Annotated in this window: 23 protein-coding genes; 12 read left to right on the forward strand and 11 right to left on the reverse strand. The window is 58.5% G+C overall.

Features of this window, described 5'->3' with window-relative positions:
- Nucleotides 1-37 precede the first annotated feature (37 nt).
- The 10 genes from PH551_RS02495 (at nucleotide 38) to PH551_RS02540 (ending at nucleotide 10812) form a co-directional block, all read left to right on the forward strand.
- Nucleotides 38-1570 carry a sugar ABC transporter ATP-binding protein gene (locus tag PH551_RS02495; protein ID WP_285191725.1) on the forward strand — a complete coding sequence of 511 codons (1533 nt, stop codon included), beginning with the start codon at nucleotides 38-40 and terminating at the stop codon, nucleotides 1568-1570.
- Nucleotides 1571-1607: 37 nt separating this feature from the next.
- Complete coding sequence (locus tag PH551_RS02500) at nucleotides 1608-2570, forward strand: ABC transporter permease (RefSeq protein ID WP_097600938.1); 963 nt, start codon at nucleotides 1608-1610, stop codon at nucleotides 2568-2570.
- 93 nt (nucleotides 2571-2663) lie between these two features.
- Nucleotides 2664-3662, forward strand: a complete 999-nt coding sequence (locus tag PH551_RS02505; RefSeq protein WP_285191726.1) for a substrate-binding domain-containing protein — start codon at nucleotides 2664-2666, stop codon at nucleotides 3660-3662.
- 67 nt (nucleotides 3663-3729) lie between these two features.
- Entirely contained in the window at nucleotides 3730-4764 is a 1035-nt protein-coding gene (locus PH551_RS02510; RefSeq protein WP_285191727.1) for an aldo/keto reductase, read from the forward strand.
- Nucleotides 4765-4769: 5 nt separating this feature from the next.
- Complete coding sequence (oiaX, locus tag PH551_RS02515; protein WP_285191728.1) at nucleotides 4770-6059, forward strand: 3-oxo-isoapionate-4-phosphate decarboxylase OiaX; 1290 nt, start codon at nucleotides 4770-4772, stop codon at nucleotides 6057-6059.
- Between the two features lie 4 nt (nucleotides 6060-6063).
- A complete protein-coding gene (locus tag PH551_RS02520; RefSeq protein ID WP_285191729.1) occupies nucleotides 6064-7044 on the forward strand; it encodes an aldo/keto reductase in 981 nt (326 codons plus the stop codon).
- 182 nt (nucleotides 7045-7226) lie between these two features.
- Nucleotides 7227-8183, forward strand: a complete 957-nt coding sequence (locus PH551_RS02525) for an L-threonylcarbamoyladenylate synthase (protein ID WP_285191730.1) — start codon at nucleotides 7227-7229, stop codon at nucleotides 8181-8183.
- Nucleotides 8184-8430: 247 nt separating this feature from the next.
- Nucleotides 8431-9474: an aldo/keto reductase gene (locus PH551_RS02530; protein ID WP_285191731.1), complete on the forward strand. Its 1044-nt coding sequence runs from the start codon at nucleotides 8431-8433 to the stop codon at nucleotides 9472-9474.
- Entirely contained in the window at nucleotides 9471-9974 is a 504-nt protein-coding gene (locus PH551_RS02535) for a hypothetical protein (protein ID WP_285191732.1), read from the forward strand. Before PH551_RS02530 ends, PH551_RS02535 begins: the two co-directional genes overlap by 4 nt.
- Nucleotides 9946-10812, forward strand: coding sequence for an N-acyl homoserine lactonase family protein (locus PH551_RS02540; RefSeq protein ID WP_285191733.1), 867 nt, complete (start codon nucleotides 9946-9948; stop codon nucleotides 10810-10812). Before PH551_RS02535 ends, PH551_RS02540 begins: the two co-directional genes overlap by 29 nt.
- A 121-nt stretch (nucleotides 10813-10933) precedes the next feature.
- Here the strand turns inward: PH551_RS02540 and PH551_RS02545 are convergent, their stop codons facing one another.
- Nucleotides 10934-12307, reverse strand: coding sequence for an NAD(P)(+) transhydrogenase (Re/Si-specific) subunit beta (locus PH551_RS02545; RefSeq protein ID WP_285191734.1), 1374 nt, complete (start codon nucleotides 12305-12307; stop codon nucleotides 10934-10936).
- Nucleotides 12308-12321: 14 nt separating this feature from the next.
- Nucleotides 12322-13896 (reverse strand): Re/Si-specific NAD(P)(+) transhydrogenase subunit alpha, encoded by a 1575-nt coding sequence (locus PH551_RS02550; RefSeq protein ID WP_285191735.1) that lies wholly within the window; start codon nucleotides 13894-13896, stop codon nucleotides 12322-12324.
- A 237-nt stretch (nucleotides 13897-14133) separates the two neighbouring features.
- Between PH551_RS02550 and PH551_RS02555 the strand changes: the two genes are divergently transcribed.
- Entirely contained in the window at nucleotides 14134-14907 is a 774-nt protein-coding gene (locus PH551_RS02555; RefSeq protein WP_285191736.1) for a DeoR/GlpR family DNA-binding transcription regulator, read from the forward strand.
- Between the two features lie 301 nt (nucleotides 14908-15208).
- Nucleotides 15209-17113, forward strand: a complete 1905-nt coding sequence (locus tag PH551_RS02560; protein WP_285191737.1) for a methyl-accepting chemotaxis protein — start codon at nucleotides 15209-15211, stop codon at nucleotides 17111-17113.
- 87 nt (nucleotides 17114-17200) lie between these two features.
- Here PH551_RS02560 and PH551_RS02565 read toward each other — a convergent pair whose 3' ends face one another.
- The 9 genes from PH551_RS02565 to PH551_RS02605 all read right to left on the reverse strand — a co-directional run bounded on the left by PH551_RS02565 (nucleotide 17201) and on the right by PH551_RS02605 (nucleotide 25185).
- Entirely contained in the window at nucleotides 17201-17920 is a 720-nt protein-coding gene (locus PH551_RS02565) for a GntR family transcriptional regulator (RefSeq protein ID WP_285191738.1), read from the reverse strand.
- Nucleotides 17921-18059: 139 nt separating this feature from the next.
- Nucleotides 18060-18905: an SDR family oxidoreductase gene (locus PH551_RS02570; RefSeq protein WP_285191739.1), complete on the reverse strand. Its 846-nt coding sequence runs from the start codon at nucleotides 18903-18905 to the stop codon at nucleotides 18060-18062.
- 3 nt (nucleotides 18906-18908) lie between these two features.
- Nucleotides 18909-19553, reverse strand: coding sequence for a 3-oxo-tetronate 4-phosphate decarboxylase (otnC, locus tag PH551_RS02575; protein WP_285191740.1), 645 nt, complete (start codon nucleotides 19551-19553; stop codon nucleotides 18909-18911).
- A complete protein-coding gene (gene otnK / locus PH551_RS02580) occupies nucleotides 19553-20812 on the reverse strand; it encodes a 3-oxo-tetronate kinase (RefSeq protein ID WP_285191741.1) in 1260 nt (419 codons plus the stop codon). The genes otnC and otnK overlap by 1 nt, the downstream gene beginning before the upstream one ends.
- 5 nt (nucleotides 20813-20817) lie before the next feature.
- Complete coding sequence (locus tag PH551_RS02585; protein WP_285191742.1) at nucleotides 20818-22296, reverse strand: aldehyde dehydrogenase; 1479 nt, start codon at nucleotides 22294-22296, stop codon at nucleotides 20818-20820.
- 14 nt (nucleotides 22297-22310) lie between these two features.
- Nucleotides 22311-23021: a haloacid dehalogenase type II gene (locus PH551_RS02590; protein ID WP_285191743.1), complete on the reverse strand. Its 711-nt coding sequence runs from the start codon at nucleotides 23019-23021 to the stop codon at nucleotides 22311-22313.
- A gap of 11 nt (nucleotides 23022-23032) precedes the next feature.
- Nucleotides 23033-23347, reverse strand: coding sequence for a putative quinol monooxygenase (locus PH551_RS02595; RefSeq protein ID WP_285191744.1), 315 nt, complete (start codon nucleotides 23345-23347; stop codon nucleotides 23033-23035).
- Nucleotides 23344-24459, reverse strand: a complete 1116-nt coding sequence (locus tag PH551_RS02600; protein ID WP_285191745.1) for an isocitrate/isopropylmalate dehydrogenase family protein — start codon at nucleotides 24457-24459, stop codon at nucleotides 23344-23346. The genes PH551_RS02595 and PH551_RS02600 overlap by 4 nt, the downstream gene beginning before the upstream one ends.
- A gap of 15 nt (nucleotides 24460-24474) precedes the next feature.
- Nucleotides 24475-25185, reverse strand: coding sequence for a GntR family transcriptional regulator (locus tag PH551_RS02605; RefSeq protein ID WP_285191746.1), 711 nt, complete (start codon nucleotides 25183-25185; stop codon nucleotides 24475-24477).
- Nucleotides 25186-25201 lie beyond the last annotated feature (16 nt).

Here is a 25201-nt window from a genome sequence, read left to right on the forward strand (position 1 = left end):
GCGTAGTTTTCGGTTTTATGAGGTATGACGTCATATCATGGTCAACGCAACTGAGAAGATTGAAGCCCTGTCACCCGCGCTTGCTTCGCCGGAACGCATGCTTCTCCGGGCTGAGGGCGTGCAAAAGTCGTTCAACGGTGTTCCGGCGCTGGTCGACGGACGACTGACCCTAAAGGCCGGCACGGTCCATGCTTTGTGCGGTGGTAATGGAGCGGGCAAGTCGACCTTTCTCAATATCACGATGGGATTGCTCCGCCGCGATGGAGGAACAGTTGAGATCGATGGCGAACAAGTCGACTTCAAAAGCGCGGCGGACGCTCTGCGCCACGGGATCGCCATTATCACCCAGGAGCTTTCTCCCGTTCCCGAGATGACCGTCGCCGAGAACCTTTACCTTGGCCGTGAACCGAAGAGACTTGGCGTTTTTGTCGATTTCGCTCAGATGCGCAAGGACGCTCAAGCTTTCCTTGATGAACTGGGTTTCGACGTCGACGCCCGTAAGAAGATGGGGGAACTGAGCCTCGCCCAGGTTCAGCTCGTTGAAATCGCCAAGGCGCTCAGCTACCGCGCGCATATCGTCATTATGGACGAGCCGACTTCGGCGATCGGCGAACACGAAGTCCACGTCTTGTTCAACGCGCTCCGTAAACTCACCGCGCGTGGTTCCGCGATTATCTACGTGTCGCACAAACTCACCGAAATCTTCGAGATTGCGGATGAATACACGGTATTCCGTGACGGCCGTTTTATCGAGACCGGAAATATTAAGGACATCGACCGTCGTCATCTCGTGACACAGATCGTAGGCCGAGAAGTCAAGCTGGTCGAAAAGGGCAAGCCTCTCGAAGACGCGCCGATCCTTCTTTCAGTCTCGAATCTGGCCAGAGGTACCCACTTTCGGGACATCTCGTTGGAGGTGGCATCGGGTGAAGTGGTCGGCATCTACGGGCTACTCGGGTCCGGACGAACCGAATTCCTCGAGACGATATTTGGACTGCATTCGCCGACTGGAGGTGAGGTTGTTTTCAACGGCGGCAGGGTGAGACCGGGCAGCCCGAAGGAAGCGATCCAACGTGGAATGGCTATGGTGACCGAGGACCGTAAGGATAGCGGGCTCGTGTTGTCGGCGTCGATTGCTCATAACATTACGCTCTCCTCGCTCGCCTTGATGGCTGTCAGCGGTTTTATCCGAGGTGACAAAGAGCGCAGCGCGGTCCGAGACATGATCGTCTCCCAGCGGATCAAATCGGCCTCGCCGGACGTCGCCGTCGAAACATTGTCGGGCGGAAACCAGCAGAAAGTCGTGCTGGCCAGATGCCTCCTGACGAATCCGAAGCTCCTGATTTGCGACGAGCCGACGCGCGGCATCGATGAAGGTTCGAAACAGGAGATCTACGCGTTCCTGCGCGACTTCGCGGCAAAGGGTAACGGCGTACTCGTAGTTTCTTCCGAGGCACCGGAGATCATGCAGCTGAGCGACAGGATCGCGATTTTCAAGCAGGGGCAGCTCGTCAACATAATCGACGGTGCCGAGGCATCACAACAGACGCTCATGGATTTGGCGAGCTGATCGACAGCGCCAATCGGTCAATGGGAGGATTCGAGTAATGAATACAATCGCTATTGGAAAATCAGGAAGCTTCCGTGCCGGAGAGATCATACGGCAATTCAGTATTGTCGTGGTTTTCTTCCTGATCGTCGCGTTCTTTTCGTTCGCCAGCCCGTATTTCATGAGTTGGCCGAACTGGCTGAATCTGGTTCGCCAGTCGTCGATCAACGGCATTCTGGCGATCGGTGTCACCTTCGTGATCCTGACCAAAGGCATAGACCTGTCCGTAGGCTCGGTCATGGCAATTGCCGGCATGATTGCTGCGAGCCTGGTCACCGAAACGAACGAGCACTTCGTCCTCATCGGCATCTTGGCCGGACTTGCTGTGGGCGCGGGCCTCGGCCTGGTGAACGGCGTCCTCGTGGCGGCAATCAAGGTTCCGCCGTTCGTGGTGACGCTTGGAATGTTGAGCGTGGCCCGCGGTCTGACCTTGATCTTCTCCCAAGGAAGCCCGATCCCCAATCTTTCCGACGCCTACAAGTGGATCGGCTCGGGCCAGGTCATGTACATCCCGGTTCCGATTATCATCCTGTTTCTCGTATTCATCATCGGATGGGTCGTTCTGAATTACACGACCTTCGGTCGCTACGTCTACGCTGTCGGCGGCAATGAGAAAGCAGCGCGTACGAGCGGCATCTCGACGAAAATCATCGTCGGCGCGACCTACGTCATCTCAGGCCTCTTGGCCGGCCTGGCTGGGCTTGTGTTGACCGCGCGGACAACCGCGGCGCTGCCGCAGGCGGGTATTGGCTACGAGCTCGACGCCATCGCCGCCGTCGTCATCGGCGGCACCAGCCTCGCAGGCGGCCGTGGGTCATTGCTTGGCACTCTGATCGGCGCGCTGATCATTGGCACCATCAATAACGGCATGGATCTGATGGGGGTGTCGTCCTACTACCAGCAGGTGCTCAAGGGCACCATCATCGTGGTCGCGGTCATCGCCGATCAAATCCGCAAATGACGAATTTCGGAATTGCCGCCGACGAGGTCGGCGACAATGCCCGGTCATGCAAGCCGTGTTCGGGCAGTTTTTAAACCAGAGGAGATCAATAAAATGCAGACGTTTAGGAGGAGCCTGCTCAAGGCAGGTGTGGGACTGGCACTCGCCGCGGCGACACTGACCGGACCGAAATGGGCGGTCGCGCAAGACAAGATCCGCATCGCAGCCCTGTCGTTCGGTGAGTCTGGCGAATACATGAAGGCGTGGTCGACGGAAATCAAGAACCACCCCGCCGTGAAGTCCGGCGAGGTCGAGATCACCGTCTTCGACGGCAAGTACGACCCCCTGACCCAGGCCAACCAGATCGACACTGCAATCACCCAGCAGTTCAATGCGATCATCATGGCTCCGTTCGATCTTGAGGCCTCGGCACCGCCGATCGACAAGGCCGCCGAAGCGAAAATCCCGCTGATCGTGTCGGCGCTCAAGACGAAGTCGACGAACTACACCGCGTCGATCATCGTCAACGATACCGAAGGCGGCCGTATCATTGCTGACGAGCTCGGCAAGCGCCTTCCAAACGGGGGCAACGTCGTCCTCATGGAAGGACCGATCGGCCAGTCGGCCCAGATCGAGCGCCGCGCCGGCATCGACGCTGGCCTGGCCAAATTCCCGAACCTCAAGCTCATCGAGAACAAGACCGGCAACTGGAGCCGAGCCGAAGGTCAGGCTCTTATGGAGAATTGGCTGCTCGCGCATCCGGGCCAGATCAACGGCGTCCTCGCCGAGAACGACGAAATGGCGCTGGGTGCGATTGAAGCGATGAAGAGCTCCGGCATCGACCTGAAGACGGTTCCCGTCCTGGCGATCGACGGTATTCCGGACGCCAAGCGGGCCGTGAAGAAGGGCGAGATGGCGGTCAGCCTTTACAAATACGCCCGTGCCGAAGGCCAGGGCGCGGTCGACCTGGCCCTTCGCGCGATCAAGGGCGAAAGCTACAAGCCGCAGTCCGAAATCTGGGGCTCGCTGATGGAATGGAAAGACGGCACCCAGAAGGACTACACCGTGCCGTGGCTGATCCTCGATTCCACCAACGTAGAAAAGTACATGTAATTGGAAAATGGCGGACGGCCCGCGCGGGCCGCCCGCCTTACAAGACAGGGAAATAGGATCGACCACCATGTTGGAAAGAAAACTTGGAAAGACGGATGTGACGCTCACCTCGCTCGGGCTGGGAACGTCGCCGCTCGGAGGCTGCAATGTCGACGTCAGCTTCCCGACATTCGAGGCGGTGGTTCTCGAGGCCTATGAGCTGGGTGTCCGTTACTTCGACACGGCACCTCTGTACGGGCTGGGAAAGTCGGAACACTCCCTCGGCCATGTCCTGCGGAACAACGATCTCGTGGGCAAGGTCGTCGTCAGCACCAAGGCGGGACGCATCCTCAAGCCGGAAAGCCGCGCCAAGCGTGCCGAAAGCCTGTACGGCATCGACTGGGTTAAGGCGCTGCCGTTCGTCGACGAGTACGACTATTCTTACGATGGCATCATGCGTGCGTTCGAGGACAGTCAGCAGCGTATGGGGATGGACCACATCGATATCCTCTATCTCCACGACGTGAGCGGGGAATGGCATCGTGAAGCGTACGACACGCATCTGTCGGCGCTTAGGGCCAGCGGCTACAAGGCGTGCGACGAGTTGCGCCGGACAGGTTCCGTCAAGGCGATCGGCCTCGGTGTGAACGAGACCGCTTCGGTCCTGCAGGTGGCGGAGGAGTTCGACCTCGACTGCTCCATGGTGGCCGGACGCTACACTCTTCTGAACCATGGCGCGCTCGACCATTTCTACCCCGAAATGCAGCGTCGCGGCATCGGCATCATCGCCGCCGGCATCTACAACTCGGGCATTCTCGCCGAGGGCAGCAAGTCGATGACGACGACGCGGACCTATGATTGCCAGCCCGCGCCTGAAGCGATCGTCCGTAAGGTCGAAGCGCTCGAGGCTGTGTGCGAACGGCACGGCGTGTCGCTTCCAACCGCCGCCACTCAGTTCGTTTACGCACATCCAGCGGTGACCGCGGTGGTGCAAGGCGCACTGACACCGGAACATGTGACTGCCAATGTCGCTGCGATCTCCACCCCAATCCCGGCCGCTTTCTGGGACGATTTGAAGTCGTCCGGCCTTATCCCCGCAGCCGCGCCAGTGCCGACGACGTGACTCTCATGACGGTAGAATTGGCTCAACCGAGGCCCTCCGACATCCTGGTCACTTACCGGATCGAAACGGCGGGGAGCACTGAGACATTGGCCGCAAAGATAGCGAGCGACCAATCCACCGGAACGTTTGTTGAGTTGCCGGGCGAGACGCCGGAGCTCAAAGCCCGCGCGGCCGCCAGGATCGTGGCGTTCGAGAAGCTGGATGGGATCGACGTGCCGTCTCTTCCATTTGAGGGGAGAGCGTTCAATCGCGCTCAGGCCACGATCGCCTATCCGCTTGAAGCGGTCGGCACCGATCTATCGGCTCTGACGACGATTGCGCTTGGTGGCGTTTGGTCGATCAAGGGGTTTACCGGACTGCGGATTGTCGGCCTGCAGTTGCCGCCGGAGTTCGACGGCCTCTACCCTGGCCCCCAGTTCGGGATTGACGGCTCCCGGCGACTTACGAGTGTCTATAACCGGCCAATCATCGGCACGATCATCAAGCCCGCGCTTGGCCTTACCCCGCACGAGACAGCGGAAGTGGTCGCCGATCTGGTTGCGTCCGGCGTCGACTTCATCAAGGATGACGAGAAGCTGATGTCGCCGCCGTACTCCTCGTTGGAGGCACGGGTGAAAGCGATCATGCCGATCATCCGTGACGAAGAGCAGCGTACGGGTAAGAAGGTGATGTATGCCTTCGGTATTTCCGATGTCGATCCCGACGAGATGGTCCGCAAGCACGACATGGTGGTGCGTGAGGGCGGCAACGCCGCGGTGATCAACATTAATTCGATCGGGATGGGCGCTTTCCTGTTTCTGCGTCGACGCTCATCGCTAGTGTTGCATGCCCATCGGAACGGCTGGGATCTTCTCACTCGCCATCCGGGTCTTGGGTTCGACTTCTCGGTCTATCAGCAGCTCTGGCGACTACTCGGCGTCGACCAATTCCAAATCAACGGCATCGCTGCCAAATACTGGGAACCGGACGACTCGTTCATCCAGTCGTTCCACGATCTCCAGAAACCGATCTTTAGAGAGACCGATCGTCCTCTGCCGGTCGTTTGTTCCGGGCAGTGGGGCGGACAGGCACCGGAGACCTATCGAAGAACCGGTCAAACGGTCGACCACCTGTATCTTTGCGGTGGTGGCGTCGTCAGCCATCCCGGCGGGCCGTCCGCGGGCGTGAGAGCGGTCCGTGCGGCGTGGGAGGCCGCAGTCGCCGGAGTTGATCTCCACGAATATGCCAAATCCCACCCCGAGCTGGCGCAGGCGCTTGCTAAGTTCGGCTCGAAAACCGTATCAGAAGGAAGATGACAGGATGGAATACCGTCAACTTGGCCGGTCAGGTCTGAAAATCTCGCAACTGGTTCTTGGATGCATGAGTTTCGGCGTAGCCGATCGTGGCAATCATGCATGGACACTATCCGAAGAGGACAGCAGGCCCTTCATCAAGGAGGCGCTCGAGCTGGGCATTAATTGTTTCGACACGGCCAACGCCTACTCGGACGGCACCAGCGAGGAGATCGTGGGCAGGTTGCTGAGAGAGATGGTGCCTCGTGACGAAGTCGTCATTGCCACCAAAGTTTACGCAAAGATGCGCAATGGAGCGAATGCGATCGGACTCTCTCGCAAAGCAATAATCGCAGAGGCCGAGGCGAGCCTGAAGCGCCTGGGGACCGACTACATTGATCTCTACCAGATTCATTTCTGGGACAACTCTACGCCCATCGAGGAGACCTTGGAAGCGCTGACGGATCTGGTCCGGAGCGGAAAGGTCCGCTACATCGGGGCAAGCAACTGCTACGCGTGGCAATTCGCAGGCGCACTCTACAAGTCCGACGCTGCCGGATGGTCTCGCTTCGTTTCGATGCAAGCTCAGCTGAACCTCCTTTATCGCGAGGAGGAGCGGGAGATGTTACCTCTCTGCAAATCAGAAGGTGTCGGTATCATCGCGTTCAGCCCACTGGCTCGTGGCCGCCTCAGCCGCCCCTGGGAGGAAAGCAGCTTGAGGTCTCAGACCGACAATGTGACGGCCCGGTTCTACGGCCACGCGGACGCGGCGGATCGGCGTGTGGTGGACGTCGTCTCAAAGATAGCACAGGAAAAGAACGTCTCGCGCTCTCTCGTTGCGATGGCGTGGCTGAACCTCAAGGCGGGCGTAACGGCTCCAATTGTTGGCGCTACCAAGCTTCAGCATCTGAAAGACGCCGTCGCTTCGTTGGAGGTCAAGTTGAGCGATGGCGAGATCCGTGAACTCGAGGAGCCATATGTGCCGCACAGCGTGGTCGGCTTGAATTGAGTTTGGCCCACCGGTACGAGTTTGGGATTGTTAGGAAGAACGCAAAATCGTGCTTGCTTAACTGCGTCGAGAAGCTGCTCCGATAGCGGGTGGGAATGCGTCGGTAGCCTATGGAGATCTTCCGTCATTGAGTGGACCACACAATTGCAGGTGATCGCTCCAGAACCAACGCGAGGAAATTGATGACGGTCACCCGCCGGTTTGACGTAAGCGATAGCGCGATTGAAGCTGCCGCACATCTGATGCGAAATGGCGAAGTCGTAGCTTTTCCGACCGAGACGGTATACGGGCTGGGAGCGGACGCTAGCAACCCAGCTGGGATCGAGCGAATCTATGAAGCAAAGGGACGCCCACGGCATAACCCGCTGATCATCCACGTCTCGGACTTGGAAATGGCCCGGAGGATGGCACATTTCAGTCGGAAAGCGGAGGTGGTTGCCGCCAGCTTTTGGCCGGGACCTCTGACATTGCTTCTGCCCAAGCGGGCGGACGCGGGGCTCGCATCCGCCGTCACGGCAGGCATGACAAACGTCGCAATCCGGTTTCCGTCGTCATCAGTCGCGCAGCGATTGATCCGAGCGGTTGGGTTTCCGGTGGCAGCGCCTTCGGCCAATCGCTCGGGGAAGATCACCTCGACGCGGTTCGCGGAGGTCGCCCGTCAGTTGAACGGACGTATATCGGGCATCGTGGAAGAAGACACATGCGATCACGGCCTCGAATCCACCATCCTGTCTTTGGTCGGCTCCCCCATTATTCTACGCCACGGGTCTGTTCCCCAAGAGGCGCTGGAAACGCTACTAGGTCGGATGGACGAGGATAGCAAGCCGGACAAAGTCTCAGTCCCCGGCCAACTGAAGAGCCACTACGCTCCCGAAGCCGCAGTTCAGATGAATGTCAACACTCCGACCGGCGGCATGGTTTGGGTCGGCTTTGGGCCAGACAGCCAGGGTTGCCGGTTGACGCTGTCCAGCTCTGGCGACCTCGAGGAAGCTGCTCGCAACCTCTACATCGTCATGGTTGAAGCTGACGCCCTATCCAAGCCGGGCGACGTAATCGCATTTGCCCCGGTGCCTCTGGTCGGCATTGGCAGAGCAATCAACGATCGGTTGAGGCGGGCTGCCGCGCCGCGGTGCGCGTAGGGGACCAATTCATATCGAAGCACTGCGCGCCCAAAAAAGGCTTGCATATAAAGGTATGACCTTATACCTTACACCTTACTGATTGAGGAGTCAGACCGAGGAGGTTGTCCACCGAGATTTAGGGCTGGCGCGTCGTGGTCTGACGCGCCTTCAAACACGCATATCGGCGCGGGGCCTTACCCGAAACAAAGACGGCAACGTTGACACGAGGTCGTCTCGACATCATCGCCATCTCAAGGATGCCTACATGACTGAACTCGAAATTAGGCCGCTCGGAAAAAGCAAAGTGCAGGTGACTTCGCTGGGGCTGGGCACAGTGCCACTTTCTGGCTTTAATGCCGACGTTTCCTACGACGAATTCGAAGCGACGATCCTGGCTGGATATTCGGCCGGAGTCCGCTACTTCGATTGCGCGCCGATGTACGGCTTCGGAAAATCCGAGCATTATCTCGGGCATGCCCTCCGAGCGAACAAGCTTCGCGAAAACGTGGTGGTAAGCACCAAGGTCGGCCGCGTGTTGAAGCCTGCGAGCAGGACGAAAAAGCTGGAGACCGTCTATGGCATCGACTGGATCGACCCGCTTCCGTTTCTCGACACCTACGACTACACCTACGACGGCGTAATGCGTGCATTCGAAGACAGCCAACAGCGTCTTGGGCTTGACTATATCGATGTCCTTCTGGTGCACGACGTCGGACGCGCCTGGCACGGCGACGAGAGCGAGTTCTACTGGGATCAGCTTCGGGCCTCCGGTTACAAAGCACTCGACGAGCTTCGGTCCACTGGTGCCGTCTCAGCTATCGGCCTAGGCGTCAACGAAACCGACTCGGTCGTCGGTGTCGCACGTGAATTCCCGATCGACTGCTCTCTGATTGCGGGCCGCTACACGCTCTTGAACCATGCTCCTCTTGAGGCCGCGTTCGACGAGTTGCTCCAGCGGAACGTCTCCGTAATCGCGGGCGGTATCTTCAATTCTGGAATTCTGGCGACCGGAGTTGGCGGCTCCACGGCCACGTACGATTACGGCAAAGTTCCCACCGCCGTCGTCGAGAAGGTGAAGGCTATCGAGAACATTTGCTCAAGATATTCGGTGAGCCTGCCTGCCGCGGCGATGCAATTCGTCTATGCACACCCCGCGGTGGCCACTCTTGTCATGGGCGCGAAGAGCCAATTTGAAGTCGACCAAAACGTCAAAGCGATTAACGAGGCGATACCCCTTGCATTTTGGGATGCCCTGAAGGAGGCGAGCCTTCTTCCGCCGAACGCTCCTCTGCCGACGGCTGGCCGATGATGACCAGCGATCCGGGTCGCCGCGGCTTCAAATGTGACGCGATCGTTGATCCTGTCGCGTTGAGCGAGATGCGCGCAAACCTCGAATCGCTCGTGCGAACCTATGGCGAGCTCCTCGCCGTGTATTCGTTCATGCATTTGGCGTCGAGGGAGAAGAGCATGCGCCTCCTGGCTGGCGAACTCGCCGACCGCGCCGCCGACATAAAACGTTCCATTCGTGACGTGTGGTCCGTCTCACTTGGTCTCACGCGCGACACCCATACACTGGGTCATCTCGAAAACACCGACCGCCTGCTTGTAGAGGCGGATTGGCAGCTTCAGCGCGGCGTCTTCGGCTCAGACGCCACGCTATTGCGTTTGCTTGCAAACGCGGCGACCGAACTGAAGCGTTCGGCCGCCATTCTGGGCACGACGACCTTCGATACGAGCACATGCTGTGGAGGGTCTCTATTTGAAAATGGGGAGGGAAACCATGGGAGCACATTCGATCTGGGTGCTTGAATACTCGCGTAGCCCGGTGCATCCGGTCAGCGGAGTGTTTTATGGCGCACACAATCAGGGCACAATGAACCTGCCGTTCGCCTACATTCTCGTCAAGACAGCAGACGCCGTGGTCCTGGTGGATGTCGGGCACGATGCCGCCGATTTTGGAGGAAAGATCGCCAATTCAATCGGCGTCACAGGTTGGACGTCTCCGGATGTCGTTCTCGGGGAGTGCGGAATAAGGCCCCAAGACGTCACCCATGTCATCCTCACGCACGCCCACTTCGATCACATCGGCGGCCTAAAGTTCTTTCCGAATGCGAAAATTTTCATTCAAAAAAAGGAATTGGAATCCTGGATGTGGATTCTGGCAAAGGGTCGCCGCTTCCGTTCATTGCAGGCGGGATTGAACCCGGCGGACATCCTCTATTTGACCCAGGCAAACATCGAAGGCCGCCTTGAACTGGTGGAGGGGGAAGTTGAGAATTTAGTGCCCGGCATTCACGTCTATCCCGCCTTCGACACTCACACGGCAGGATCGCAATATGTGGTGGTCGAGACCGGTGATGGAGCCGACAAGTATGTTTTGTCTGGCGACGTCATCTATACCTACAACAATCTAACCGGCGGGGACGCAAATGACCCTTGCTTCGTACCGCCCGGCCTCGCCAATGGCAGCCAGACACGCCTGATCGAGTCCGCAGATGAGATGCTGAAAATCGTCGGCATGGACGAACGCCGCATCGTTCCGATGCACGAGGAAAAGCTTTCAGAAATCTATCCGTCACGCTTGACCGATCGCGAGCTCATGCTCGTCGAGATATGTCTGGCCGACGGAGAGCGTTCCAGGGTGTGACGGATCAGAAGGTCCACGAACGCGAAGGCGCTCAGTTCGAAATCGTCCTCCCAGACGATGCGCAGAGAGAAAGGCCGGGTGTCGATGACCCGGCCTTTTTCCAATTTGCCTTCTTTCACATCTACCTGAGCAGAGGGATTAGCTGGCTGACGGAGTGCTTCGCGTCGCCATAGAACATTCGAGTGTTCTCCCTGAAGAACAGGGGATTTTCGATCCCCGAATATCCTGTACCCTGTCCACGCTTCGAGACGAACACCTGCCTCGCTTTCCATACCTCCAGAACAGGCATGCCGGCGATCGGCGAGTTCGGGTCGTCCTGCGCCGCCGGGTTCACGATGTCATTCGACCCGATGACGATGACGACGTCCGTCTCCGGGAAGTCTTCGTTTATTTCGTCCATTTCGATGACGATGTCGTAAGGCACCTTCGCCTCGGCAAGGAGCACATTCATATGGCCAGGCAATCGACCCGCCACAGGATGAATGGCGAAGCGCACGGTCTTGCCGGCGGCGCGCAGCTTGCGCGTCAGTTCCGATACCGCAGCCTGCGCCTGAGCCACAGCCATTCCGTAACCCGGTACAATGACCACGCTTTGCGCGTCGTTGAGCGCGGCGGCAACCCCGTCGCCATCGATTGCGATCTGCTCGCCTGTGATTTCCATCTGCGGCCCAGCGGAGCTGCCGAAACCACCAAGTATCACCGAGAGGAAGCTACGATTCATGGCCTTGCACATGATGTAGGACAGGATCGCACCCGACGATCCGACCAGAGCTCCGGTCACAATGAGCAAATCGTTGCCGAGCAGGAAGCCCGTTGCCGCCGCCGCCCAGCCGGAATAGGAGTTCAGCATCGACACCACGACGGGCATGTCGGCACCGCCGATCGCCATGACCAGATGTGCTCCGAGAAGGAATGCGATCAAAGTCATCAGGTATAGCGTCAGGGGTCCCGCGTCGTTCATGTAGAAGATCATCAACGCGACCGAAATGACAATTATGGCCGCGTTGCACAAGTGGCGCCCGGCCAGGATCAGCGCCTTGCCGCCGATCCGTCCGGAGAGCTTTCCGTAGGCGACAATCGATCCCGTGAACGTGACCGCTCCTATGAAGACGCCGATAAAAATCTCGGCTTCATGAATGACTTGGTCGCCCGCAGTTGCGAATGTGTGCGCGGTGAGATCGGAATTGATGCCTATCAGCACTGCGGCGAGGCCTACAAAACTGTGCAGCGCCGCCACCAACTGCGGCATTCCCGTCATCTCGACACGCTTCGCCAAAACAGTGCCGAGGATCGCACCGACAACCAGAGCAAATCCGAGTGTTCCGGACAGCCCGACACCTGGGCCGAAAACGGTGGCTACGATCGCGATGCCCATGCCCGTGATGCCATACCAGACGGCACGCTTGGCGCTTTCCTGACCGGAGAGTCCGCCAAGCGCGAGAATGAAGAGGACTGATGCCGCGATATAGGCGGCGGTCTGAATTCCAATGGTCATAGGAGCCTCCTCGCTCAGGACTTTTGAAACATCATCAACATGCGTCGGGTCACCATGAACCCGCCGACAATGTTGATGGTCGCGATCAAGACCGACAGGCTCCCGAGCAACGGCACCAGCCAGCCGGGGGAACCTATCTGCAAAAAAGCGCCGAGCACGATGATCCCGGAGATAGCGTTGGTAATTGCCATCAATGGCGTGTGGAGGGAATGGCTCACTCCCCAGATCACCTGGAAACCGATGAAGCACGCAAGGGCAAACACGATAAAGTGCCCCATGAAAGCAGGTGGCGCGTAAGCACCGACCAATGCCATAAGGAACCCTCCCACTAAGAGCAGGCCGACCTGCGTGCGTGTAGCAGAGCGGAAGGACGCGCGTTCAGCAGCCCGTTTTTCCTCGAGCGTGAGTTCCCTTGTCTTCTCCTTCGGCTTCTGCGCGGCAATCGCCTGCACCTTGGGCGGTGGCGGAGGGAAGGTGATGTCACCACGAAACGTCACAGTTGCGCCACGGATAACATCGTCATCCATGCTGTGAACGATCACACCATCCTTGCGCGGAGTAAGGTCGGCGATCATGTGCCGGACGTTGGTTGAATAAAGCGACGATGCCTGGGCTGCCATCCTGCTCGGATAGTCCGTATAGCCGATGATTGTCACACCATTGTCCGACACCACTTTTTGATTGATGACCGTGAGCTCGCAGTTTCCTCCGCGTTCCGCAGCGAGATCGACGATGACGGATCCTTGTTTCATCGACTCGACCATGTCTGCCAACCAGAGTCTCGGAGCGTCGCGGCCCGGTATCAAAGCGGTCGTGATGACGATGTCGATCTCCGGAGCAAGCTCGCGGAACTTGGACAGCTGCTTCTCGCGGAACTCCGGCGACGATGGCGCCGCATATCCACCCGTCGCTGCGCCGTCGCTCTGTTGTGCGTCAAAGTCGAGATAGACGAATTGAGCTCCCATCGATTCGATCTGTTCGGCCACCTCAGGCCGGACATCGAAGGCGTAGGTGATCGCGCCGAGGCTGACGCTGGTGCCGATCGCCGCCAACCCCGCCACGCCGGCACCAATGATCAGCACCTTTGCCGGTGGTACTTTGCCGGCCGCGGTGATCTGCCCGGTGAAGAAGCGCCCGAAATTTGCACCCGCTTCGATGACAGCCCGGTAGCCAGCGATATTCGCCATCGAGGACAGAGCATCCATCTTCTGTGCGCGGCTGATGCGCGGCACCATGTCCATGGCGATGACGTTCGCGCCGGAAGCTCTTGCACGTTCGAGCAACTTTTGGTTCGCCGCGGGATAAAAGAACGAGATCAGGGTCTTTCCAGGCGAAAGTAAAGTAGCTTCATCATCGGAGGGCGGGCGGACCTTGATGATCACATCTGCAGCCGTGACAAGCTCCTGCGCGCTGCCGACGATCGCGACGCCCGCCGCGCGATAGGCGTCGTCCGAGATGCCCGCTTTGGTTCCGGCCCCCGTCTCGACCACCGGCTCGTGCCCAAGCTTTTGAAGTTGCCGTGCGGAGTCCGGCGTCAATGAGACGCGCGCCTCACCGTCCAGCCGCTCACGCAGCGCTCCTATCTTCATTCGAAATCCCTCCTGTTTCCAACTAAAACCTCATCGCTTCCAAGCGACGATCTTCCGCGTGGCTATTCGATCAGACGATGGTCGCCAATCCTCGCTCGCAGCCAGGCCTTAATACCATTGAACGGTGGAGCTCACAAGAAAAGCTGCCAAAATCACATAAAAAAATGTTATTATGTTACTTTGTGTTGTCGCGTGCTTGATGTTAAAGATCCGAGTGATGGCGTCGGAGAAGTGGAAATGAAGAGAGATGATCGGAGGCAGGCCATCATGGACCTGCTGGTCGAGCAGAGGATGGTGGATCTGGATGACCTATCCGATCGGTTCGCAGTATCGAAGATGACTATTCACCGAGATCTGGACGATCTTGAGCAGGCGGGGATGCTCCGCAAAATTCGTGGCGGGGCGACGATCGAGGCAGGAGGCCAATTCGAAAGCGATTTTCGGTTCCGCCAGCAGCAGGAGGGCGATGCCAAACGCCGAATGGCCGAAGCGGCCCTCGAACTCATCGAGCCCGGAATGACGGTCATGGTCAACGATGGCTCAATGGCGTCGGTGCTCGGCGAAATGCTGCCGCAGAAAAGGCCGCTGACGGTGATCACCAATAATGCCGCGGTGATTGATCGGCTCAAGACCGAGTCGGGCGTCAACCTGATCGCGGTCGGCGGAAGCTATTCGGTGAAGTTCAACGGGTTTTTCGGCGTTGTGGCCGAAGAAACCCTGTCGCGCCTCAGCGCCGACATCGCCTTCATCTCTACGCCAGCCGTTTCAGGAGCGCGTGTTTATCATATGGATGACAATGTCATTCGCTCGAAACGGGCTATGATTGCAAGCGCTGCGCGTCGGTGCCTTCTCGTGAACCACAAGCGTTTCAATCACACTGCCCTTCACGTTCTTGGAACGGTCGACGAGTTTGAGGTCATCATTACAGACCAAGACCCGCCAGAAGATGCCCGACTGGCTTTAGAAAGTGCCAACGTACCAGTTCGAGTCGCATCAACAGAGAGCGATTGAAGGCGACGGATCTTTTCGGATCGGTTCAGTTTACCCGCTTATTTCCGCCAGTTGCCAGAACATCCTACAGCTTTCGATCGTCGCTCGCCGTAGCGACCGTCGTGGCGATAGTCCGAATAGCGCGACGCCGAGCCGCTGTGAACACTGCAAGCGGATGCGCTCTGGGCGATCCGGCGCCTTTGTCATTCCTTCCACCTCCGGCACTGCCTTCTTCAGGCAGGCGCTTTAACCCGGACTAAAGGTATTACGTATAAGGTTATACCTATGTCCACTCGATGAGCAATTTTGCGGCGGAGGAACAATGCGTGATTTTCGGAAATTTGGCGTGGCGTTGCGTTTGTCGATGACTTTCGGACTGCTGTTGTTCGCAATGACAATACTGTCTCTTTCGTCGATAAGGCAGGTAAATGAGATAAACGCGAAGCTCAATCTCATAAATGGCGGCAATAGCCAAAAATTCCGGAACGGTATTGATATGCTCGGAACGGTTCGTGATAGAGCAATCGCATTGCGCGACATCGTCTTGACAGAGTCTGGCACGGATCAAGCGACGACGATCGTGATGATGAAAAAGCTGCAGGCGTCCTATGCCTCCAACTCGGCGGAGTTGCAGAAAGCGGTGAATTCTGATGCCTTCAGCACTGCCGCCGAGCGCCGGCTTGTCGAAGGCCTGACGGGGTTTCAGAATGAAGCTGAGCCACTAATTGCCGAAGTGACCAAGCTGACACTTGATGGAGAAAAAGACCAGGCAAAGCCACTCCTCTTAAATGAACTTCGACCCAAGTTGACGGCGTGGACCGGTGCTTTGAACAAGTTGATCGATTACGAGCAAGCATTGAACCAGGGCGTAGGCGGGAAAGTGAAAGAGGCTTCTGACGAATTTAAATCCATGACCCTCACTGCGCTAGGTGTTGCGGCCTTATTCGGGGTAATTGCGGCAGCACTCACGACCCGGTCAATCATCGCGCCTCTGGCAAAGCTGCAGCAGTCGGTTGGTCAAATGATAACCGGCGACATGCAGACTGAGCGAGTACTTGAGCGACGGAGAGATGAAATCGGCCGGCTAGCTAGGCAGATATCAAGCCTAAAGATCCATCTTTCAGACCAGGCTGAGCGCGAAGCGATTGCCGAACAACATCGACAGGATGCCGAGCGGCAGCGTCTGGAAAGGGAAGGGGAGGAACGCCAGCGCGTTGCCGAAGCGACGAGCTCAGCTGTTGAACAAGTTGCCGACGCGCTGAAACAATTGTCGCAAGGCAACCTTCATATTCGACTCAGCCGGCCTTTCGCGGGAGATCTAGAGCCACTTAGATTGGACTTTAATTCAGCGATCAGCCAGCTTCGTGATGCGATGTCCGAGGTGAACTACAATGCGCAAGCGATTGCTGCAGGTGCCGAAGAAATCCGCAGTTCCTCTAACGACCTCGCGACAAGAACGGAGCAGCAAGCTGTAGTTGTCGAGCAGACGGCGTCGGTCCTTGCGGATATGACGAGGCAGTTGGTGGACGCTAGCCATAGAGCACATGAAGCAGGCGTCCTCGTCGGTGAAACCAGAGAAACTGTCGAGAAGTCCGGCACAATAATGCGCGAGGCTGTCGAGGCTATGACAAAAATTCGAGCCTCTTCGGTTGAAATAGGCAATATCATCGGTGTGATCGATGAAATCGCATCCCAGACAAACCTCTTAGCGTTGAACGCGGGCATCGAGGCGGCTCGCGCTGGTGAGACAGGGCGTGGTTTTGCTGTGGTAGCGCAGGAGGTTAGAGATTTGGCACAAAGGTCTGCGGCGGCAGCAAAGGAAATTAAATCGCTGGTTGAGGTGTCCAACTCACACGTAAATGGCGGGGTCCAGCGGGTGAATGAAGCCGGAAATGCCTTGGGCCAGATCGTTATTCGCGTGCAGAGTGTGAATCAAAACGTCGACGCCATCGCGCAAGTTTCTCGCGTCCAAGCTGACGGTCTCAAGGAAATCAATTTCTCGGTCAGGAAAATTGAATCAACAACACAACAAAACGCGGCGATGGTGGAAGAATCGACCGCCGCTGTAAACAATCTCGCGAAGGAGGCAGCCTCGCTTTTCGAAATGTTATCGAGGTTCCAGATGAACGACGGACAAGCAAGCAACGAGCGCATCGAAGAGCCAGCGCTCTGCGTCGCTCCGCTTGCGTCGACTTTGCAAGATAGGGCTTCCAGGTTGTCGGCCTGATGCAGGCGCGACAAGATTTCAAATTTCCACCGATCAAATTCTGCGGGTGTGCCTGATGCCCGAAAGTGGTAGAGCGGGATTGCGGCATCAAAAACCGAGGCGCTCAAGCAGTTCCACGATCGTCTGCTTGGCACGTTCTCGGTGGTCATGATGGATTTGCCTAGCACTCTCGGCGTCCTTTTGAATGAGGGCGTCGATAAGGGCTTCGTGATCGCGGTTCGACTGTATCGGCTTGGGCCTGAGTTTGAGGGTAAGCATCCGAGCCCGGTGTGCCTGCTCCACGAACTGGTTCACCACCGCAATCAACCTCTGGTTTTTGCTGAGAGAGACCAGTTGCGAATGAAACTGTTCATCCGCCTTGGCCCAAGCCGTTAGATCATCGACTGTGAGGGCGGCGTCCATGGCGTCGATGGCGGCACGAAGGCTCTCCATCTCGGCTTCGGACACGCCTCTTTTCGCCACCTGGTATGCGGCGATTGACTCCAACCCGGTTAGGATCTCGTACATTTCGCGGACATCTCTGGAGGAAAGCGGCAGGACCCTCATTCCGTGGCGAGATCGTATCTCTACTAGTCCCTCGGTCTGTAGACGCAGCATGGCCTCGCGGGTGGGTGTTCGACTCATGCCCAGTAGATCGCTCGCTTCTGCTTCGAGGAGCTGTGACCCGGCTGGTAGCTCGTTGTCGAGGATAAGCCGCTTGAGCTCGATGTAAGCGCGCTCAGCCTGGCTGACCTTCTCCGGTGTCGACACAGTAACGTCATCTACATCCTTCTGGAGCAATCGAGCGGCTCGGGACTGGGACGCCATCAAGCAGGTTCCTCAAAGAGTGTTATGAATCCTCTGATAAAGAGTTGCCCTTCAAAATCTCGCTCGTCAACTCCGATACGAAAAGACCCGGCATCCCCTCCAGTCCTCTACCCTTGATAGTTGGTGCTGGAGCCGACCTTCAGCCCCGCATCCACTCTGCAAAGCGGTCCTTCCAGTTCGGGTGCCACCGTGATAGCGCCGGACGATTTTCAATCACGTCGTTTGCCGACCACTGTATCCGCTTCGCATCCATGGCGCTGGTCACGGTATTGTCCGGGCAAATGATGTAGAAGTCGTCGTTGAACAGGTGATCAAGGAAGTAGGCCACGAGTTCGGCCGCTGTCCATGCTTCATCCGGCTTCGCCGATCCATCAGGCTTATGCGCCGCGTTCATCGGCGTCCAGGTGTACCCGGGGACGAGGAGGTGAGCCGAGACACGACCCTTCGTCTCCTTCAGCAGTTCATGCGACAATTGCTCAGTCAGCACCTTCACGGCTGCCTTGGCCACGGAGTAGGCGGCGTTTCCAGGCGGCGTGGTAATGCCCTCCTTCGAGCCCAGGTTCACAATAGCCGACGGGCGGTCCGAGGCCACCAGAAGGGGAACAAACAGATGTTGAGCCGACAGGATGCCGCCAAAGTTCACATCGAGCTGGCGCTTCCAAGCTTCCGGGTCACCCCAGGGGCCTGCGCCAGCCGAGATACCAGCGTTGTTCACCAGCAGTGCAATGTCACCGAACCTTTCCACCGTCGCGTCCCGCAACCTGCGTAGGTCTGTGGTATTCGTGACGTCGCCAACAACCAGTAGCGGGTTCGTACCCAGTGACTGGGCCAACCTCTCGAGTGCCTCACGATCACTGTCAAACAGCGCGAGTTGCATGCCGCGGCTCGCCAGGGCGCGAGCCAATGCTTCACCGATGCCCTTGGCGGCTCCTGTGATCACAGCTACCCGACCGGCGGCGAGTACGTTTTCCATTCTGTCTGTCATTGCTTACTCCAGTATAACCAAGGCGGCCTTTTGTTCGCTGGTCAGGGGGCGAATTCGGTGGTTCTGAAGCAGCAGGAACAGTTTTGCCGTTTCTTCGAGTTCCTCGGTCGCGTACTGGGCATCTCGCAGAGATTTGCCCGCCACGACCGGGCCATGATTGGCCATCAAGATGGCGTGATGACTATATGCCGCCGCTCCCACGGCGGTCGCCAAGTTTTCGTCTCCTGGGGGGAAGTACGGGACCAAAGGCAGCGTACCTACGCGCATGACGTAGTACGCCGTCAGCGGGGGCAGGACATTTTTCTCGTCGACGTTTTCGAGGATGCTCGTCGCGACCGAATATGTGGAATGCAGATGAACAACGGCGTTCCCACCCGAACCACCGCAGTACATGCACTTGTGGAGGAAAGCCTCTTTCGTCGGTCGATCGCCCCCAACGTGAACGCCTTCCGCCGACAACAGCGATATGCGTTCCGGGACGAGTTCGCCCAGGCATGCATTGGTGGGTGTCATGAGGAGTCGACCATCGGTCATGCGGACGCTGATGTTCCCTGACGACCCCGGCGTGAGGCCGCGGTCGAACAGGGACTTTCCGACGCTTACGATCTCATCCCGCGCCTTCGTTTCTTCGGAGATGACAGACGACATCACAGCTTCTCCCAGGCATCCAGGAAGAAGCGCGAATTGCCGAAGTTGCCCGACTTGAGGGCAAGAGCAAGCGAACCGGTCTTGTGGTCGGTACGAACCCAAGGAACACCAGGCGCAATCTCGCGGCCGACCTTGAGGCCCTTCACGTCCAGGGCCTTCACGACAGCGCCGGACGTCTCGCCGCCGGCGACGATCAGTTCGGAAACACCGTTTTCAACCAAGGCCAACGAAATCGCAGAGAGTGCGTCTTCCACCAGAGTTCCGGCCGCTTCGACGCCCAGCTTCTCCTGGTTTGCCTTGACCTGTTCGGGGCTTGCCGTCGCGTAGATCAGGATGGGCTTGCGGCCGAGCCTTGCTTTTGCCCACGCCACCGCGTCTCCGACGACGTCTTTGCCAGAGGCCAGATCGTCGACTTCGATCCGGTAACCTTCGTGGTTACGCAGCATCGTCTCGACCTGGCCGTTCGTCGCAACAGAGCAACTGCCGGAGATGACCGCCCTCAATCCCGGGCGTCTCACCTCGGAAACATCCTGATCGTGTGCCACCTCACCGCCGAGAGCCGTTACGAGCCCGTAGGCCAGCCCAGACGCGCCAGTGAACAGAGGGAGGTCGAGCAATGCCGTTGCGATCTCCACGAGATCATCGTTGCCGAGTGCGTCGGTGACGGCGATGGACACACCCTCTGCTTTCGCTGCCAACGCCCATTCTTTAATGGCTGACGCGCCTCGTTGCACGGTTTCGTGATAGCAACCCGAAACCCTCAGCCTCGTCTGTTCCGCAAGTACCCGAATGAGGTTCGAATCCTTCATGGGCGTCAACGGATGATCGCGCATCCCGGACTCGTTGAGGGGCGCGTCGCCGACAAACAGGTTTCCCTTGTAGATCGTGCGGCCGTTTGCCGGGAAGGCTGGGCAAGCGATCGTGAATTCGCTGCCCAGTTCAGTCAGGAACGCGTCGGTGACGGGACCTATGTTGCCCTTTCGCGTGCTGTCGAAGGTCGAGCAGTACTTGAAGTAATATTTCTGTGCGTCGCGCTGGCGGAGCCAGCGCAACGCGTCGAGGGACTCTGCGACCGCGAGCGATGGACGGGTCGTCCGCGTCTTGAGGGCGATCACAATCGCCTCGGCATCCACCTGCGCGTCGTCGGCAGGCACGCCGATCAGCACCGTGGTCCTGAGTCCGCCTCGCGCGAAAATGTTCGCGACGTCCGTAGCGCCGGTGAAATCATCGGCGACGCATCCAATCAGAAGAGAGGCCATTGTTGTCACCTCATGATGAAGGGGTTGGCAACGCTCTCGGCCGTGGAGATCATCACGCTCTTGGTCTGCATGTAGTTCTGGATCGATGCCATGCCGTTCTCACGACCGATGCCGGAGTGCTTGTAACCGCCCAGCGGAGACATGTAGCTGATCGTACGGTAGGTGTTCACCCACACCGTTCCAGCCTGGATCGCCGAGGAGACCTTGAGGATACGGCGCATGTCCTGTGTCCAGAAACCTGCGGCGAGACCGTAATTGGTGTCGTTGGCGATGTGGATTGCTTCCTCGTCGCTGTCGAAAGGAATGACCGCGAGAACAGGACCAAAGACCTCTTCCTGGGCAATGCGCATTTCGCTGCGGACGCCCGAGAAGATTGTCGGCTCGACGAACCAGCCGTTGGACAGCTCGGGATTGCTCGGCCGGCCACCGCCGAGAAGGCATTCAGCCCCTTCGTTCTTCGCGATGTCGATGTATCCGAGAATCTTCTCGAGTTGGGGAGGGGTCGTCACCGGGCCAACCTGCGTCGCGGTCGACATTGGATCGCCCATTCGTGCGGTCTTGGCCAAGGCGACGACCTTTTCAAGGAACTGGTCATGGATCTTGCGCTCTACGAGCAGACGCGATCCCGCGATGCAGGTCTGACCGGTTGCCGCGAAGATGCCCGAGATGACGCCGTTTACGGCATTGTCGATCTCCGCGTCAGCGAAGACGATATGCGGGCTCTTGCCGCCGAGCTCCAGCGTGACCTTCTTGAAGTTGCGGGCGGCGAGTTCGCCGATCTTGCGCCCCGTTCCTTCGCTGCCCGTGAAAGCGATCTTGCTGACGTACCTGTGCGATGTGAGAGTTTCGCCAACGTCTGCGCCGAATCCGGTGACGACGTTGAAGACGCCCGCCGGGAAACCGGCCTTTTCCACGAGCTTGGCGAATTCCAGCGTAGAGGCCGAGGTGAACTCGGATGGCTTGGCGACGAACGTGTTGCCGGCGGCGAGCGCCGGTGCCAGCTTGTAGGCGAGGAGCAGCAGAGGCGAGTTCCACGGGGTGATGCCGACGCAAACACCGAGCGGCTCGTTCCGGGTGAAGTTGAAAGTGTCTGGCTTGTCGATTGGGATGACTGCGCCTTCGATCTTGTCGGCCAGGCCGCCGAAGTAATAGTACCATTGCGGGATGTACTTGAGCTGGAACAGCATCTCGTTGATGAGCTTGCCGTTGTCCCGCACCTCGGTGTTCGCGAGATGCTCGGCGTTTTCTGCGATCAGATCGCCGAGGCGGCGCAGCAAGTGGCCGCGGTCGCTTGCCGTCAGCTTAGGCCAGGGGCCGCTCGTGAACGCCTTGTGCGCCGAGAGAATGGCGCGCTCCGCGTCGTCCTTGCCGCCCTTGGGAATCTGAGCCCAAACTTCGCCCGTGAATGGGTTGCGGGTCTCGAAGGTCTCTCCGTTGACGGCGTCTTCCCATTTGCCGTCGATGAACATCTTATAGATCTGCATTGTGTCTCTCTCTTTCAGCAACCGAGTTTGCTTGCTAGGTTTTCAAGGTCGTCGGCGATGAAGTCCCAGTCCTGTTCGGCGTGGAGGTCCGTGGTCTGGCCGGGGCCATATTCGGTGGGGCGTGTGATAAAGGCGGTCCTGAGGCCGAGATTACGGGCGGCCGCGAGGTCATAGTTATGCGCGGCGCACATCATGACGGCGCTCGGTTCCAGATACAGGAGCTTGCAGACGCCGAGATAGGTTTCGGGATCGGGCTTGTAGTGCTGGAATAGCTCGCAGGAAAACACGTTGTCCCACGGCAGGTCCGCGTTCTTGGCCATGTTGACCAGAATCGCGACGTTCGCGTTGGAGAGCGGTCCGATGATGAACTTGGTCTTGAGGCGATGAAGTCCCTTCGAAGCATCCGGCCAGCCCTGCAGGCGGTGCCAGACCTTGTTGATGTGCATCATCTTGTCGTGTTCGAGCTCCGGAACGCTCATTTCAGCGAAAACCGATTTCAGGGAGTCGAAATGCAGTTCGTCCAGGTTCGTCCATGGCAGCTCGCCAGTGCGGACGCGGGCCTTCTGGGGGTTGTAGCGGTCGCGCCACTTGTCGACGACTTCAGCCCAGTCGACCTCAAGGCCTTCACCTTTGCCCCACGCACCGAGATCGCTGATGATCGAGCCCCGCCAGTCGACGACGGTTCCGAACGTATCGAAGACGATCGCTTTGATTTCGTTTGCCATCGTGCGTTCCTTTATGCCTGCATGACGAGTTCGAAGGTCTGGACGCGCTTATCGGCAACCCACGGAGCGGTGAGCTCGTTGAAGCTCAGGAAGTGCTCCGTCTCGAGGTGATAATCGAAGTCAGCCTTGGCGTTGTACACCTCGTAAAGATGAATGTGCTTAGGGTTTGCCGGGTCAACGCACACGTCGAAAACGGTGCAACCCGGCTCGTCGTTCACTGACGCCGCCGCATTGGCGATCATCGCGGGCCGAAATTTCTCGACATGTTCGTCATAGATGACGAAATCGACGACGACCACGAAGCGCTTCGTCTGCCCCGCCCTCATGCGACCTCCTTCTGGACTGCCCTGAGCGAGCTGATGACGGTGCGCGTCATCTCTGCGCAGTTTGCATTGCCGCCGTATTCCATCGGAATAGCCAGACCCGCCGAAAGGGTGTGTTCAACCGCTGTTTCGATGAGGCGGGCTGCTTCGGCAAGCTTCTGTTCGCCGTGACGGACCGCCAGCCAGTCGAGCATCATCGCGCCGGACAGGAACATCGCGCTCGGATTTGCAATTCCCTTACCTGCGATATCCGGTGCCGTTCCGTGAGCGGGCTGGAAGAGCCCGTGGTTTTCTCCAATGTCGGCGGAAGGGGCCATGCCCATGCCGCCGATCAAACCTGCGGCCAAGTCCGACAGGATATCGCCGAACATGTTTTCGGTGACCAGAACGTCCAGCGTCCATGGCTTCTTGACCATGTTGAGGGCGAGGGCGTCGACGTAGGCGTAATCGCGGTTTATCTCCGGATGGAGCTCGGCGACTTCATCGAACACCTTCCGGAAGAAAGCCATGGAGGCGAAGACGTTCGCCTTGTCGACGCAGGTCACTGTGCCCGGCTTGCCGCGGCGCTTGCGCTCTGCGGCCAGCTGGAAGGCGAACTCGGTCACGCGCTCGGTACCAGCGCGCGTGATCTGCATGGTGTCATATGCCTCCTGGTCATCGCGGATTTCGCCGCGACCGCGGGCATAAAAGAGACCCTCGGTCTGTTCGCGGATAAGGACGAAATCGATACCTTCCGCGCGCGGATCCGTGAGGACCTTAGGAAGGCCGGGGAACCAACGGATCGGGCGTACGCCGGCGAAGAGGCCGAATTCCATGCGCAGATCAAGCTGCGGGATGATTTCGGTGCCGTCAGGGAAACGGATGTCGGGCCAACCCATCGCGCCGAACAGGATGGCGTCAGCGGTACGGCAGGCCTCAAGAGCAGAAGCGGGGAGAGCTTCGCCAGTCTCGGCGTAATTCTGCGCGCCCGCTTGGTGCGTATCGAACGTCACGGGAGGGGCTCCTGCGAGTTTGACGGCAGCGTCAATGAGTTGGAGGCAAGCGGGCATGACCTCGCGACCGATACCGTCTCCCGGCAAGACCGCGACCTTGATGCTATTCTTGAGCGATGACATGTTGTGTACCTGTTTCTAAAGGTGATTGAGACCTAGACGGTCGAGAAGGACGAGCAATTCGGTGCCTGCCCGTTCTCTGTGCGCCCGGTGAATGTTGCGTGCTTTTGCGCGATCGCCCTCCCGGATCGCCTGAACGAGTTCGGCATGTTCGCGGGTGGAGTTGACGGGCTTCGGACGCATCTTGAGGGTTAGCATCCGGACACGATGGGCGCGGTCGATGAAGTTCAGGACGACCGATTTGAGCATCTGGTTGCCGCCCAGTTCGAGGAGCTGTTCGTGGAACCGCGCGTCCGCCTGGGCCCATCGTTCGAGGTCTTCCTCAGCCAGTGCCTTGTCCATGTCGGCGGTGGCTTTCTCCAGCCCGCGGATTTGCTCCTCGGATAGATGGCGGGATGCGGCCAACTCGGCGGCGGTGCTCTCCAGCGATGTCAGAATGTCGTAGATTTCCCGCATGTCCGAAGCCGAAACCGGCAGCACTCTCATGCCATGCCGCGGTATGACAGAGACCAGCCCGTCTTGCTGGAGACGCATCAGTGCCTCCCTGACGGGCGTCCGGCTCATGCCAAGCTGCGAAGCGACGTCCTGCTCCGTTGCCTGATAGCCGGGGGGCCATTTGTTATCCAGGATGAGCTGCCGGAGACGCAGGTGGGCCGCCGCGGTCATTGTCTTCGCGAAGGACTCTTCCTTTATCTCTGCGGCGCGTTCAGTCTGTTTCGTAGTGGCCATGCGATATCCCCCGGCT

The sequence above is a fragment of the Rhizobium atlanticum genome, assembly GCF_030182485.1.
GTDB lineage: Bacteria > Pseudomonadota > Alphaproteobacteria > Rhizobiales > Rhizobiaceae > Rhizobium.

What these genes read in the sequence shown, in the direction of transcription:
- PH551_RS02540 (WP_285191733.1), top strand. Translation starts at nt 9,946, where the DNA reads ATGGGAGCACATTCGATCTGGGTGCTTGAATACTCGCGTAGCCCGGTG.
- PH551_RS02590 (WP_285191743.1), bottom strand. Translation starts at nt 23,021, where the DNA reads ATGGCAAACGAAATCAAAGCGATCGTCTTCGATACGTTCGGAACCGTC.
- PH551_RS02500 (WP_097600938.1), top strand. Translation starts at nt 1,608, where the DNA reads ATGAATACAATCGCTATTGGAAAATCAGGAAGCTTCCGTGCCGGAGAG.
- PH551_RS02535 (WP_285191732.1), top strand. Translation starts at nt 9,471, where the DNA reads ATGATGACCAGCGATCCGGGTCGCCGCGGCTTCAAATGTGACGCGATC.
- oiaX (WP_285191728.1), top strand. Translation starts at nt 4,770, where the DNA reads ATGACGGTAGAATTGGCTCAACCGAGGCCCTCCGACATCCTGGTCACT.
- PH551_RS02550 (WP_285191735.1), bottom strand. Translation starts at nt 13,896, where the DNA reads ATGAAGATAGGAGCGCTGCGTGAGCGGCTGGACGGTGAGGCGCGCGTC.
- PH551_RS02525 (WP_285191730.1), top strand. Translation starts at nt 7,227, where the DNA reads ATGACGGTCACCCGCCGGTTTGACGTAAGCGATAGCGCGATTGAAGCT.
- PH551_RS02600 (WP_285191745.1), bottom strand. Translation starts at nt 24,459, where the DNA reads ATGTCATCGCTCAAGAATAGCATCAAGGTCGCGGTCTTGCCGGGAGAC.
- PH551_RS02560 (WP_285191737.1), top strand. Translation starts at nt 15,209, where the DNA reads ATGCGTGATTTTCGGAAATTTGGCGTGGCGTTGCGTTTGTCGATGACT.
- PH551_RS02585 (WP_285191742.1), bottom strand. Translation starts at nt 22,296, where the DNA reads ATGCAGATCTATAAGATGTTCATCGACGGCAAATGGGAAGACGCCGTC.
- PH551_RS02570 (WP_285191739.1), bottom strand. Translation starts at nt 18,905, where the DNA reads ATGACAGACAGAATGGAAAACGTACTCGCCGCCGGTCGGGTAGCTGTG.
- otnC (WP_285191740.1), bottom strand. Translation starts at nt 19,553, where the DNA reads ATGTCGTCTGTCATCTCCGAAGAAACGAAGGCGCGGGATGAGATCGTA.
- PH551_RS02565 (WP_285191738.1), bottom strand. Translation starts at nt 17,920, where the DNA reads ATGGCGTCCCAGTCCCGAGCCGCTCGATTGCTCCAGAAGGATGTAGAT.
- PH551_RS02530 (WP_285191731.1), top strand. Translation starts at nt 8,431, where the DNA reads ATGACTGAACTCGAAATTAGGCCGCTCGGAAAAAGCAAAGTGCAGGTG.
- PH551_RS02510 (WP_285191727.1), top strand. Translation starts at nt 3,730, where the DNA reads ATGTTGGAAAGAAAACTTGGAAAGACGGATGTGACGCTCACCTCGCTC.
- PH551_RS02555 (WP_285191736.1), top strand. Translation starts at nt 14,134, where the DNA reads ATGAAGAGAGATGATCGGAGGCAGGCCATCATGGACCTGCTGGTCGAG.
- PH551_RS02520 (WP_285191729.1), top strand. Translation starts at nt 6,064, where the DNA reads ATGGAATACCGTCAACTTGGCCGGTCAGGTCTGAAAATCTCGCAACTG.
- PH551_RS02495 (WP_285191725.1), top strand. Translation starts at nt 38, where the DNA reads ATGGTCAACGCAACTGAGAAGATTGAAGCCCTGTCACCCGCGCTTGCT.
- PH551_RS02605 (WP_285191746.1), bottom strand. Translation starts at nt 25,185, where the DNA reads ATGGCCACTACGAAACAGACTGAACGCGCCGCAGAGATAAAGGAAGAG.
- PH551_RS02595 (WP_285191744.1), bottom strand. Translation starts at nt 23,347, where the DNA reads ATGAGGGCGGGGCAGACGAAGCGCTTCGTGGTCGTCGTCGATTTCGTC.
- PH551_RS02505 (WP_285191726.1), top strand. Translation starts at nt 2,664, where the DNA reads ATGCAGACGTTTAGGAGGAGCCTGCTCAAGGCAGGTGTGGGACTGGCA.
- PH551_RS02545 (WP_285191734.1), bottom strand. Translation starts at nt 12,307, where the DNA reads ATGACCATTGGAATTCAGACCGCCGCCTATATCGCGGCATCAGTCCTC.
- otnK (WP_285191741.1), bottom strand. Translation starts at nt 20,812, where the DNA reads ATGGCCTCTCTTCTGATTGGATGCGTCGCCGATGATTTCACCGGCGCT.